This is a genomic window from Rhizobium sp. RHZ01 (assembly GCF_014851595.1).
In the GTDB taxonomy this organism is placed as follows: Bacteria; Pseudomonadota; Alphaproteobacteria; order Rhizobiales; family Rhizobiaceae; genus Rhizobium; species Rhizobium altiplani.
The window spans coordinates 41,899-56,443 of the sequence record NZ_JACUZZ010000013.1; the positions used below are offsets into that span (position 1 = coordinate 41,899).

The following is a 14,545-nucleotide window of genomic DNA, read 5'->3' on the forward strand; positions in this document are numbered from 1 at the left end:
TCTTCCTAAAACATTTTTGGGTGGAAGCATAACCGGCTATGCCTGAAGCGGCTGCAAGTATTGATTTTGGCTCTTCCGCGTAATTGATTGACCCCAGTTTCTCATTGGGGTTGTTTTGTTATGTCTATCGAAGATCCGCGCATTTCCGCTACTGCAAGCGAAAACGTCTCGCACGACTTCCGCCAGGACATTCATGAAGACGCAAGTATTGAGACTTCCGCTCGTCAGGGCGTTGAGGTCGCGCAGGCCGATAATAACCAGCAGCCGGAGAAGACCGACCGCGTGCCGGCGGCGCCCCAGACGGCAGCTGCTAGCGCCCATCCGGCCGAAATCGTTCCGGATCAGAACAACGTCGCCCACCTGCCGGCTGACGTGTCGATCGACGACATCCGCGTCGAAGGCAACAATCTCGTGCTCATCCAGGCAGACGGCACCGAGATCGTCATCGTCAACGGCGCCGTGCACGTGCCGACCTTCCTGCTCGGCGAAGTCGAGCTGCCGCAGCAGGCCGTGATCGCTGCCCTCGAGCAGAACAACATCAACGTTGCGGCTGGTCCCGACGGCTCTTATTCGGCCCATTCAGGTTCCCCAAGCTCGGGCGGCAACTTCGACACGATCCAGCAGCCTCCCCATCTGCCGCCGCTGATAGCGGACCTCCTGCAGAACACGGACCAGCCGGATGGTCAGCCCGGCCGCCTCTTCGGCGGAGTCGGCAGGCACGGCCAAGATGCGACCCCACCGACATCGCCAGCGGTCCCGGACGGTTCGCCGACAGTCAGCCTGCACGTCATCAACCTCGGCAACCTTGCCACGACGCTCGTACTCGATGAATCGGCAGGCATCCAGACCAGCCCGGACAACGATACGGCCCTCTCCGATATTGCGGACCTGTTCAAAGGTGTTAGCAATCAAGGCTTCGATGGGCATATGAACGGGGCGCAATACGCGACCGCCGGCCTCCTGCAGGCCGATATCCAGTTCGGCATCAATGGTCCTGCCGCCACGAATGCAGTCCAGTGGTCGCTCGAACTCGGCTCCGGCAATAATCACGAGTCCGGCCTCAAGACCACGGGCGGCCACGAAATCTACTTCTTCGAGGAAAATGGCCTAATCGTCGGTCGTTATGACGCCGAGAACGGCGAGGTCACCAGTGCCGATCCCGCCGCATTCGCCCTTGCAATCGATCCAGTCACTGGCCAGCTGTCGATGGTCCAGTATGTCTCGATCTACAACACCGATAGCAACTCGCAAGACGAGATCGACTTCATCAAGTCCGGCCAGGTCCTCGCCAAGGTCACGGTCAGCGATTTCGACGGCGACAAAGTCGACGCAACCGTTGATATCGGCGACAAAATTGGCTTCAGCGACGATGGCCCAATTCTGATCTCGGTCCCGGCACCGGCCGGCGACTATTCGGGCTCATTCTTCTTCGATGGCTTCACCTCCAACGGCAATGCCTGGAACGAGAAAAGCGGCGTCAACAACACCGGTGTCTCGGGCAACTGGCATATCGCCTGGGCGGACGGTTCCGAGGGTACCCCGCAGCTTGAGCGCGTCGGCGACGGCTATCTCGGCATGCATTCCTCGACGAACGGATACATGATCGACCTCGACGCATCGCCGGGCGATGTAGCGGTCTCGCAGGTGCTCAAACTGGCAGAGGGCGAAAGCTACACCCTCACATTCGAGGCCGGCGCGGCACAGGCGGGCAGCAAGCACCTGGTCGTCACCTTCGGCGGCGTCGTTGTGCTCGAAATCGACCCGCCCGGACAGATGACGACTTATAGCATCTCCATTGTCGGCGGCGCCGGCAATGCATCGAACACGCTGGAATTCAAGGAAACCGGGCACGCCGACTACTACGGCACGTTCCTCGCCAATGTGTCGGTGACCGGCAACAGTGCCATCCTTGACGACGAGGACGTCGGCAAAGCTGGCAACCAGGGCGGCACTGGTGACGACGGTCACGGGGCCACCGCGTTCGGCACGATCGATTTCGACGCGGGCTCGGATGGGCTCGGCCATATCCAGGTCACCGGCCTTGAATCCGTCGCCGGCCTCGGCAACGCTGCGCTCTCGGTCATGTACATTGACGACACCGGCAAGGGTACAGCAGAGGCACTGGGCGAAGGGGTCTGGACGCCGAACGGACAGGGCGGTTCCATGAGTTGGAGCAGCCTGCACGTCCAAAACGCGATCGTTGTCACGGTCAATGCCGACGGCACCTACTCGGTTACGCTCAACGCCGCCCTCGCTCACCCCGCAACGGGCACCGAGGACAATCTCGTCCTGAACTTCGGCTTCGACATCTATGACGGCGACGGCGACCACGTGTCCGGCACGATCAGCGTCAATGTCGATGACGACAGCCCGAGCGTCAACCAGCAGGCACTTCAGAGCGCCACGGTCGCTGAAGACGACATCAAGACGTCGCTTTCGCAGGGTACGAGCCCGAATGACGGCAATGCGGACGGCTCCTATACCGGCAATGCCTCTAACAGTCTGCCGGGCCCCGCGACAGTCAGCGGCTCGATCGCAAACGTCGTGAACTTCGGAAGTGACGGCAAGGGCGGTTTTTCCTTCACCGGCGACGTAAGCAGCCTCGGTGCGCTGTCCTCGCATGGCGACGCGCTGAGTTACACCGTCGCGAACGGCGTCCTCACCGCGACGGCGGGCGAGGGTGAGGGGGCCCGCGTCATCTTCACGCTGACCCTGTCGAATGACGGCGACTACACCTTCAAGCTCTTCGATCAGCTCGACCATGGCACCGACGCCACCAATGGGAGCGTGCCCATCGACTTCGGCGGCCTGATCCAGGCGACCGATGGCGATGGCGACAGCATTCCGCTGACCGGCGGCCTGAAAATCGCCATCACCGACGACTCGCCGACCACGGCCGGTCGCGCCCATGTCTCGGGTACGGTCGAGGAAGAGCAGCTCAACGGCAATGAGGATACCAGTGGCGGCTCGGGCTCGGCCACGGACGACGACATCAGCCACCACGGCCATTTCCACGACAATACCACCGCGGTCGTCAGCGGCAGCGGCGCGAATTCGCTCGCCACGCTGGTCAACACCGGCGCCGACGAAGGCGGGCATTTCTCGCTCAACTCGGAGCTGGTCGGCAACGCCATCAAGGCTGACGGCGGCGCGAGCGTGAAGTCGGGGGGCAGCCTCGTTTCGGTAACCTCGGTCGCGGAAGGCGCCGACGCCAACGGCCACTATCAGACCATCACCGCCGGGACCACTGGCGAAGGCGCGCATGCAGTCTTCACGCTCACCGTCTATGACAACGGCAGCTGGAAATTCGAACTCAAGGATAATCTCGACCACAGCTACGGCAACAATGGCGAGGGCGTGCTGAAGCTCGACCTGTCAAGCCTGGTCCAGTACACCGATTTCGACAACGACACCGTAACGTTGGACGCCAAGAGCTTCCTCGTCAGCGTCATCGACGACGTGCCGGTGGCGGCGATCTCCGCCTCCGCTTCGAAGGCACCGAGCCTTGAGACGCAGGATCACGACACGATCGGGAGCGGGGTCGGCGGTACCGACACGGCGAGCGCCGATTTCTCCGGGGCGTTCAAGATCACCTCTTCCTATGGCGCGGACGGCGCCGGTACCACAAACACCACCTATGCGCTCAGCCTCAGCGGAAATTCGCATCACGATGACCATGACGATTGGGATCGCGGCGGCTTCGGCGACCGCGTCGACTCCGGGCTCGAAAGCAACGACCATGCGATCTATCTCTACGAGATCAATGGTGTAATTGTTGGCTCAACCGCCTCCTCGTCCCACAGCGTCGGGCAGGGCAACATCATCTTCACGATCTCCGTGGACGGCACTGGCAAGGTCACGCTGACCCAGTACGACGCCATCGATCATGTCGGCAACGGCAATGGCTCGGTTATCTCGCTCGACGAGGGCCTCGTCAGGCTGACGGCGACCGTGACGATCACCGACCATGATGGCGACAAGGCGACCGATAGCGCTTCGATCGATCTCGGCTGCAATATCAAATTCGACGACGACACGCCGTCGATCACGCTAACAGCGGGCAGCGACGCCGCGCTCACCCTGACCACGCAAGACGCTGACACCATCGGGAACAATTTCGATACGGTCAGCCGGAGCTTCGCCGGCGTGTTCACCGCCGTTTCCAGCTACGGCGCGGACGGCGCTGGTAACACCGTCACCAGCTACGCGCTTTCGGTGAGCGCTCAGGGCGGATTGAGCGGCCTGTCGCATGACGACCAAGCGATCCACCTGTTTGTGAAGAACGGCATTGTCTACGGTTCCACGGCCGGTTCGGCAAACGACATCAACGTTGGCAACACGGTGTTCAAGATCGAGGTAAGCAGCGGCGGCACAGTGACGCTGACGCAGTACAGCGCCATCGATCATCTCGGCGAGGGTAATAATACGAGCATCGCGCTCGCCAACGATCTCGTCAAGCTGACGGCGACGGCGACGATCACCGACGATGACGGCGACCAGAGAAGCAGCAGCGCCTCGATCGATCTCGGCGGCAATATTAAATTCGACGACCATACGCCGTCGATCACGCTGACAGCGGGCAGCGACGCCGCGCTCACCCTGACCACGCGGGACGCCGATACCATCGGCGCCAACTACGATACAGCCAGCCGGAATTTCGCCGGCGTGTTCCATGCTGTCTCCAGCTATGGCGCGGATGGCATGGGAAGCACGGTCACCAGCTACGCGCTCTCGGTGACCGGCCAGCCGGACAGCCAAAACCACGTCGACTCCAAGCTCGATAGCCATGGGCAGACGATCTATCTCTATAAGATCGGTGACACCGTCTACGGCTCGACAGCTTCAACTTCCGACAAGGTCGGGCAGACCAACACCATCTTCAAGATCACCGTGGACAACGCAGGTGAGGTCACGCTGACCCAGTACGACGCGATCGATCATGGCGGCAACGGCACGGTGGTCTCGCTCGCCGACAATCTCGTCAAGCTCACCGGGACCGCAACGATCACCGATGGTGACAATGACAGGAAGAGCAGCAGCGCCACGGTCGATCTCGGCGGCAATATCAGATTCGATGACCACACGCCGTCGATCACACTGACCGCTAGTGGTGAGGCGAACGTTGTGCTGGCAACGCAGGACGCCGACACCATCGGCGCCAATTGCGATACGGCCAGCCAGAGCTTCGCCGGCGTGTTCAACGCTGTCTCCAGCTACGGCGCGGATGGCGCGGGTGATCTCGCCACGAGCTATGCGCTTTCGGTGACCCAAGGCGGCACCTCTGGGCTCAAGAGCGATAACCAGACCATATATCTCTATCAGAGCAATGGGGTGATCTACGGCTCGACCGCCTCCACGTTCCAGGGTGTTGGCCAGACCAACACCATCTTCAAGGTCACGGTGGACGGCACCGGCAAGGTCACGCTGACCCAATACGAAGCTATCGATCATGGCGGCGATGGCACGGTGGTCTCGCTTGCCGACAATCTCCTCAAGCTGACGGCGACGGCGACGATCACCGATTATGACGGCGATTCGAGGAGCAGCAGCGCCACGATCGAGATCGGTCGCAATATCACTTTCGCCGACGATGGTCCAAAGCTGATCGCCAATGCGACGGTAACGGCTAAAGTCGACGAAGACGGCCTTACCTGGGCGAATGCCGATGCCAACCGCACAGGTGAGAATGCCGACACCGACACCAGCACGCCGAGCAACGGCCTGACCGCGACGGGAAGCCTGTCGACGCTGGTCGATTTCGGCGCGGACGGCCCCGGGGCTAATGGCGGGTTCACCCTGAAGTCTGTCAACGGCACGGCACTCGCCGGTATTACGTCGGCGGGTCAGCAGGTCCATATCGTGACCAACGGTTCGACGCTGACCGGTTATGTCGAGGTCGGCGGTGGCAGCGGCTACGATGCGGCGCACGAAAAGGCGATCTTCACCTTGGTTCTCGGCGCTGACGGCAAATACACCTTCACGCTGATCGAGCAATTGGACCACCCTGCGGGCAGCGGCGAGAACACGCTGACCTTCGACCTCTCCAGCTACGTCACCGCGACCGACGGCGATGGCGACTATGTCGATCTTGGCGCCGGCAGTCTCAAGGTAAGTGTGCTGGACGATATCCCGGTCATCTCGGCGCGCGCTTCCAACGACACGACAACTCAAGTCCAGACAGATACGGAGACGCGCACCTGGACCACGACAGAAATGGTCCAGGAAACCTTCACTCTAAAGGCTGGTAACCAGTCGGAGCGTTGGCTCGGCAGTGCGGATGGGCATCATGACCTGCTGCTTACGGCCAGGAGCGGCAACAGTAGCGCTTCGGTCAACACCAGCAGCGGCACCATTGGCGTCAGCAATCAGTGGATCGACAGCTCGAGCGAAGTGCTGTCCATGAACTTCGTAACGAATGTTGGGGCCAACAATCAGGCCGCCGATCCGCATTCGTCGGCGCAGTTCAAGGTGGACGTGAGCGGCAACGGCGGCTCCGCTGCCGTCTTCATTGATGCGACCAATGGCGGAAGCTTCGTTGAGCTGACCTTCATGATCAACGGGCAGGCGGTCACGGCCAAGGCCGCCTATCAGGGCAACACGCAGATCGGCTATGTGCTGTCCAGCGTTCCCGATGGCGCGGTGATCAGCGTTACGGCAGCCAACACGAACGGCGCCTTCGATGTGCTGAAGGTCAGCAATTACAATGGCGTGAACTACGACAGCCGTCACGAATACGATGGCGACAAGTTCCGCATTTCCGACATCCAGACCTCGGTCCCGACGCAGGTCACTCATACGGAGCAGGTGCCGGTCTATACTACCATCACCAACCACGAGACGCTGCTAATCGCGCATGACGAGAGTCACGGCGTCAACACCCTGGCCGATCCGAACGCCGCCGCCGACACCGCCAACACCCCACCGGCCGCGATCTACATGGCCAACGCCCTCGGCTACGCCTCATCCGCGACGAGCGTGCTGACCGGCGCGAACGCGCTGTTCATCGGCAGCGTCGGCTCGGATAAGAGCGTTACGTGGTCGTTCTCTGTCACCAAGGCTGATGGCAGCGCCTTCAATGGTACCGACTCAGGCCTCATGACCAATGACAACAAGCACATCCTGCTGAAGACCGGCACCGACGGCACGCTGATCGGCTATACGGTCAACGGCCAGTCGACGATCGAGGTTTTCAAGGTCTATGTTGATGCCGACGGCCATGTCTGGATCGCGCAATATCAGCCGATCCACAATAACGAGGCCGGCTCCAGTCCCGCGGCCTATGACGATATCGTAAAGGTTGTCGTTGACGGCGGCCTCCACATCCAGGCAACCCTGACCGACGCCGACGGCGACAAGACGAGCGCCGTATCGCAGGTGTATCTGACCGTTCAGTTCCAGGACGACGGTCCGGTGGCGCACAACATGGTCGCGCAGCCCGTGGCCGAAGGCTCGGTCGTCGAAGGCAAGCTCGATTTCGCCCAGGGCACCGACGGTGCCACTGTCTCCAAGATCAACGGCGTCAGCCTGACATTTGGCAATGACGGATGGTCGCAGGGCATTCCGACGACGCAGGGAGCGCTGCGGGTTACGGCTGACGGAAACTATCAGTTCATCGCGCATTCCGACAACGTCTACAAGGATGCCGGATCGGCAGATTTCTCCTTCACGGTAAAGGATAACGACGGCGATACCTCGACGGCGAATGTGTCATTCAATGTCTCGGACGATACCGACGTGGTGAAGGTTGTTCTGACGGCCTTGCCGAGCAGCACGGGCGAGGACGGCGGCTCGATCACCTACACGGCGAGCCTTGTGGATGCGAACGGCCAGGCCGTGACGACGCACAATGCGCTCACCGTGACGCTCGCCAACAATCAGGTCATCACGATCGCGGCGGGCAGCAGCTCGGGCGACAGCGACCCGGTGGCAGTCAACCGCGACGACGTCTACCGCGAGGTCGACAGTGTCTCCAACCACATCGTCACCGTGGTCGAGGCCAATGCCGGCACGACCGGCGCGTTCGAGAACCTGCAGGCCGACACGACCCCGGTGACGACCACGATCACGGACGATACCGACGTGGTGAAGGTTGTTCTGACGGCCTTGCCGAGCAGCACGGGCGAGGACGGCGGCTCGATCACCTACACGGCGAGCCTCGTGGATGCGAACGGCCAGGCCGTGACGACGCACAATGCGCTCACCGTGACGCTCGCCAACAATCAGGTCATCACGATCGCGGCGGGCAGCAGCTCGGGCGACAGCGACCCGGTGGCAGTCAACCGCGACGACGTCTACCGCGAGGTCGACAGTGTCTCCAACCACATCGTCACCGTGGTCGAGGCCAATGCCGGCACGGCCGGCGCGTTCGAGAACCTGCAGGCCGACACAACCCCGGTGACGACCACGATCACGGACGATACCGACGTGGTTACCGCGACGCTGACAGCCACGTCGGCGGCTCATGCCGGGGGTGGGACCGATGTGATCTACATGATCACCTTGTCGACGACCTCCGGTCTCTCGTCCATTGCGCCTCAGAGCGGTCAACCTCTGACGTTCACGCTCGCCAACAGTGATGCTTCGGGCCAGCCGATTACGGTCACCGTTCCGGCAGGTAGCTCAAGCGGTTTTGTCACGGTTACCTATCCCGCGACAACGACCAGCATTTCCAACAGCATTGCTGGGAGCGTGGCTAATTCGGCTCAGTATGAGCAGCTCTCAACAAGCGGCACCGTCAGCCTGAATTTGAACAGCCTACCAATCGGTGGCGGCAGCATTTCGCTGACGCTCAGCGAGGCGGCGCTCGATACAGTTCTCAACGGCTCGAGTGGCGGCGTTCCGGCGGATCTCGTCGCGGGCGCGGTGACCGGCAGCGCGCCGGACAGCCGTGATGAGACGGCTCAGGCAACGACGGGGATCACCTTCACCGCGACTGGCGAGACTATCACCATTGGCTTCGACAATCCGACCGGCAGCGGCTGGACCGCGCCGACGGTGAGCGGACTTGCCAGCGGTTACACCGTAAGTTGGGCGCTGAATGGCGGCCAGTTGGTCGGGAACCTGATCTCCCCGACCCATACCGATCTCGGTATCTTTGTCCGGCTTGCGCTGACAGGCAATACTTCCGCCCCGGCGGGTCAGTCGGCTACTCCGACCGTCACCGCTACGCTGGTCGACAACCTGATCGATGGACCCGGTGTGTACCAAGTGACCATCGGGGGCATCAAGGTCACTGCGACCGACGCGACGGGTGACAAGGTATCCGGTTCGGTGAACCTCACGATCACCGACGACACGCCGGTTGCGCATAGCGTCACCGAAAGCGCGGTGACCGGTTCGATGAGCACGGTCAACGTGCAACTGATCGTGGACGTCTCTTACAGCATGTACTCGTCCTACGGCGGCGGCGTCAGCAACGTGCCTGGTGGCTATACCCAGGACCGGATTGGTCTCGCGCGGTATTCGATGGAGCAGCTGCTCGAATCGAACGACCAGATCAAGTACGTCGAGATCGTCAAGTTCGGCGAGAGCGCATCCGGCACGGTCTGGATGACCAAGGCAGATGCGCTGGCGTACATCCAAAACAACGCGAACTGGAGCGGGTCCGGCGGAACCAATTACGATCTCGGCCTGCAGCAGGCGATGTCGAGCTACGGCACCGGCGCGCCAGTACAGGCCGACAAGAATGTCGTCTACTTCCTGTCGGACGGTGCGCCGAGCGGCGATGGCATTGCCAGCGGCGCGGATGACGGAAATCACACCAACAATTCCGTGACCACCGGTGAATGGGAAGCCTTCATCACTGCGAAAGGTATCGACAGCGTCTACGCGATCGGCATTGGCGGTAGCATAAACGTTTCCAACCTTGAGCCGGTCTCCTATCCGAACACCGACGGATCGGACAGCAACACGACCGAGGACACCGTTATCCTGGTGGGCACCAGCGATGTCACGGGCCTCCTTGCAACCTTGCAGGACTTCCTGGGCAATGCCCAGTCGGTCGGCGGCAACGTTGTCATCGATGGTGGCGTCGATGCGAGCTTTGGCGCCGATGGCGGACATGTCCAGTCGATCGTCGTCAATGGCGTGACATATACCTTCACACCCGGCGCGATCGCCGGAACAGGAACGGTTTCGGAAAGCGGCACGCCAGCTGGCGCGTACCAGGACCACGGCACTTGGATCGAGATCAAAACGGCGCTTGGCGGCACTCTGACATTCTATTTCACGGACGTCGGAACCACCCATCATGCCGGCGACTACAGCTACCTCGCGCCGATCAGCAACACAGGCAACGAGTCGTTTGCCTACACGTTCGTGGACGGCGATGGTGATACCGCTGGCGCCACGCTGGCGATTTCAGTGACCGCGCCGCCGAATGCCAACCCGGTCATCACCGCTCCGAACAACGGAACCGATTCGACGAACCTTTCTATCGCGGAAAGCACGACGGCGGTCACCGACGTCAATGCGACCGATGCCGACGGCAACACGCTGGTCTATTCCATCGTCGAGACGGCGGGTACCGACTACGCCAAGTTCGCGATCAACTCGTCGACCGGCGTTCTCACCTTCATCTCCGCGCCTAACTATGAAGCGCCGGGCGATGTCGGTGGTACGGCTGGCGACAACGTCTACGTCGTTACCTTTCAGGTTTCTGACGGCCATGGCGGCGTCGATACGCAGACGCTCAATGTGACTGTGACGAATGTGAATGATGCACCGGTAGGGTTCGGCGACAACATCTATACCAATTCGTCGAGCCAAGGGCAGGGGACTACACTTACAGTGCAGAACGCCTGGCTCGTTGCCAACGACACCGACGCGGACGGCAACACTCTGAATGTCGGAACCGCGGCGGACGGTACGGATGTCGACAACGTAACTCGGGGCTCAAGCTCCACGAGCATCCGCGTCGATATCACCTCTGGTAACAGCGGCAATTTCACGTATACGGCCACCGACGGGATCGCCAACTCCACGAGCACGACAGTCAATGTGTATCGCGGCTCCAGCGACAGCGTGATTACGGGCGGCGCGGGCAATGACATCCTTATCGGCTCGGGAAGTACGGCGGCTACGCTCGACGGTGGTGCCGGGAGAGACTTCGTTACAGGGGGCAGTGGCAACGATACGATCGTCGCGGACCAGAACGATTATCTGATCGACGGCGGTCTCGGCACGGACACGCTGCGTGTCGATGCGAACTTCACCAGCGCCAACAACAATCAGATCGTCAATATCGAAAACGTGACGATCAACTCCTCGGCCACGGTGCTACTCGATTTGTCGAACCAGTCCGAGGACTTCGCGAAGATCACGGCGGGCACGGGCGTCAACACAATCAAGGCAGGCTCGGGTGATGACGTGATTGCGTTCGGGGCGACCCTGACGGGCGCGGATACGGTCGATGGCGGCGCCGGTAGCGATACCTTGACGTTTGCCGACTCGAACGGCGCAACCAACGATCTCGACAAGGTCACCAATATCGAAACCATCACGCTCGGCGCCGCGACGACGAATGTGACGACCGTCGATGCGCTGGTGGCCGCGGGGGCGACGCTCACGGTCAACGGCTCCGCTCTCTCGTCTGGTCAAAGCCTCACTTGGAACGGCGCGGCTGAAACCGATGGCTCGTTCAACATCACCGGCGGCGCGGGCAGTGACACGATCACCGGCGGCGCAAGAGACGACATCATCACGTCGGGTGCGGGAAACGACACCCTTGCCGGTGGCGATGGCAACGATAAGTTCGTTCTCGCGGGCAATCTGACGAATGCAGATACGATCAACGGTGGTGCCGGCAACGATACCTTGACATTCACCGACTCGAACGGCGCAACCAACGATCTCGACAAGGTCACCAATATCGAAACCATCACGCTCGGCGCCGCGACGACGAATGTGACGACCGTCGATACGCTGGTTGCCTCGGGCGCGACGCTCAAGGTCGATGGCTCCGCGCTCACGTCCAGCCAGACGCTGACCTGGAACGGCGCGGCCGAAACCAATGGCGCGTTCAACATCACTGGCGGCGCGGGTAACGACTCTATCACTGGCGGCTCTGGTGCAGACAGGATCAATGGCGGCGCCGGCGGTGATACGCTCTATGGTGGTGGCGGCAAAGACACGTTTGTGATCGTTGCTGGGGAATCGACTCCTACAATCGGTGGAAGCGGTAACAGCGGAACCATCTCCGGTCATGACATCGTCATGGACTGGGGAATCGGAGGTGTGGCTGACAAAATTGCCTTCTCTGTCGCACCGGTTCGGGCGACGACAGGCTATGTTGACGGTGCTGGTGACTCGACACTAACCATTAACCAAAGCAGCTCAAATCGGACCGTGGAATCGCATAGCGTCGATGCGGCAACCGGTATGGCGACATTCTACGATACGGATGGAGGTGCAACGGCGCTCACCATCACTTCGACGGCAAGAGCTGCGGCGGCTGTCCAGTATCTGATGGGCAGCGATATTGGCAATGCCGGTGCCACACTTGCGTTTACCGATGGCACCAACACTTACATCTATCAACAGACGGGTGATGCCGCCGGTGGGACGCTGGTGCAGTTGAGCAATACGCTGCTCACCAGCATTTATAACGGCTCCGTTGTTGCGTCTTCCATCGATCCCATCATCCTCGATCTCGACCACAATGGCATCGCTCTCACGTCCCTCGACAACGGCGTGCAGTTCGACATCAACGCCGACGGCCACAAGGATCAGATTGCCTGGACATCCGCCAGTGACGGTATCCTGGCGTTCGATGTGGACGGCAACGGCAAGATCGACAATGGCAGCGAGATTTTCTCGCCGCACTTTGCCGGTGGAAGCTATGTCGATGGCCTGGCAGCACTGGCAACGCTCGACAGCAACCATGACGGCAAGATCGATGCGACCGACGAGGCCTTCTCGAAGCTGACCGTCTGGCAGGACCTGAACCACAACGGCATCACCGACAGCGGCGAGCTTTCGAGCCTGGCGGATCATTCGATCAGCGGCATCTCGCTCGATGCCAGCACGTCCGGCACGGAGATCAACGGTCAATCGATCCTTGCCGATGGCAGCTACACCCTTACGGACGGCTCGACCGGCCACTTCGTCGAGGTCGCCTTCGACACGACGCTCGGCGGCAGCGAAAACGGCGGCAACGCCTACTCGCTGATCGGCAGCGACGGTGATGACATCCTGTCGGGGAGCGCCGGCGGTTACACGATGACCGGCGGGGCAGGGGCTGATACCTTCGTCCTCGACACCGACGCCTTGAAGGGCGTGTCGATGGCCGACGTCATCACCGACTACAAGGCAAGCGAAGGCGACACGCTCGACGTCTCGAAGCTTCTCGACAGCCTGCTCGGTCACCAGGCAAGCGAGGCGGAAGCACTCGCCAGCGTCAAGACGACGGTCAGCGGCACGGATACCGTAGTCAGCGTCAACGCCAATGGCGGCTGGCACGATGTGGCGGTTCTCCAGAACACCACGGAAGCGGTCAAGATCCTCTTCGACGACAAGCACGACACGACGACGGCGCCGCACGTCGGCTGATGTTCGGACAAACCGGCAAAGTAAAAGGCGCCCTTCGGCGTCGCCCTTCGGCGCCTTTTTTCATTCTCAGGATTCGGCTAAATTAGGTCAGGCGGCCGGCAGCCGCGACAGCGGGATGGCGTCTTCGCACTCGCCGCCGCGCTCCATGGCCATTTCGTCTGCCAACTGACGGATATGCGTGAAGTCGGTTGGTCCCTCGAAAACGGCGCCGCCGAGCCGGATGCCGATCGTCATCAGCGATCCCTCGGCCGAGAAAGAGGCCTCCGCGACGCGCCGGCGGATGCGGGTGCCGACGTCCTGGGCGTTTTCGATGGTCGCGCCCGGGAGGAAAACCCCGAGTTCGTTGGTGGCAAGGCGCGCAACCAGATCACCCTTTCGGACCGACGACTGGATGATCGCGGCGAGCGACTGCATGACCGTGTCTGCCCATTGCGGGCCGTAGCGTCGGCTGATCTCGTCGAGCGTATCGATGACGACGGCGATCATCACGCCGCCACCGTCGGTGGCGATGCGCTTGCGCCGGTCGATGTAGTGTTCGACGGCCGCAGCAAAGGCTGTACCATTCAGCGTATTGGTTACGGCATCGTGGCGGGCAGTATAGTTAATCGTTTCCTGTAGTTTTTTGAGATCGCCAACTTTGAGCTGCAAGATCAATAGCAGCGGAAATGCAACAAAAAGCGAAATTAAACCTGCGCCGACAAATCCCACCAAAAATGGTCGATCCGGTACGAGAAGGTTTAAGATAAGTAAAACGCCGACGGATCCAGCCACGTAGCAGACAGCACCGAGGGTTGCGATCCGAAGAGCTGAAACGATTGTGGCGGAAGAGTAACGCTGGCTAAAATTCATCGCGGGTCATGTCCGTTTGAAAGTAATGCCAGATAAACAGGTTCGGGCAAAGCCCCCGTTAAAAAATCCTGTAAAATTCTCGCTTTAGGCAGTTGTCCACTGGGATTAACTGTCTTGGCAGGAATGTCTGAAGCTGCGATTGGAATGT

At 60.9% G+C, this 14,545-nt stretch carries 2 protein-coding genes; one reads left to right on the plus strand and one right to left on the minus strand.

Going from position 1 to position 14,545, the window contains the following annotated elements; genetic code table 11:
* Window positions 1-120: 120 nt before the first annotated feature.
* Window positions 121-13,548: a DUF5801 repeats-in-toxin domain-containing protein gene (locus IB248_RS15210; protein ID WP_192241163.1), complete on the plus strand. Its 13,428-nt coding sequence runs from the start codon at window positions 121-123 to the stop codon at window positions 13,546-13,548.
* Window positions 13,549-13,635: 87 nt separating this feature from the next.
* Here the strand turns inward: IB248_RS15210 and IB248_RS15215 are convergent, their stop codons facing one another.
* Window positions 13,636-14,196 (minus strand): GGDEF domain-containing protein, encoded by a 561-nt coding sequence (locus IB248_RS15215; RefSeq protein ID WP_246779248.1) that lies wholly within the window; start codon window positions 14,194-14,196, stop codon window positions 13,636-13,638.
* Window positions 14,197-14,545 lie beyond the last annotated feature (349 nt).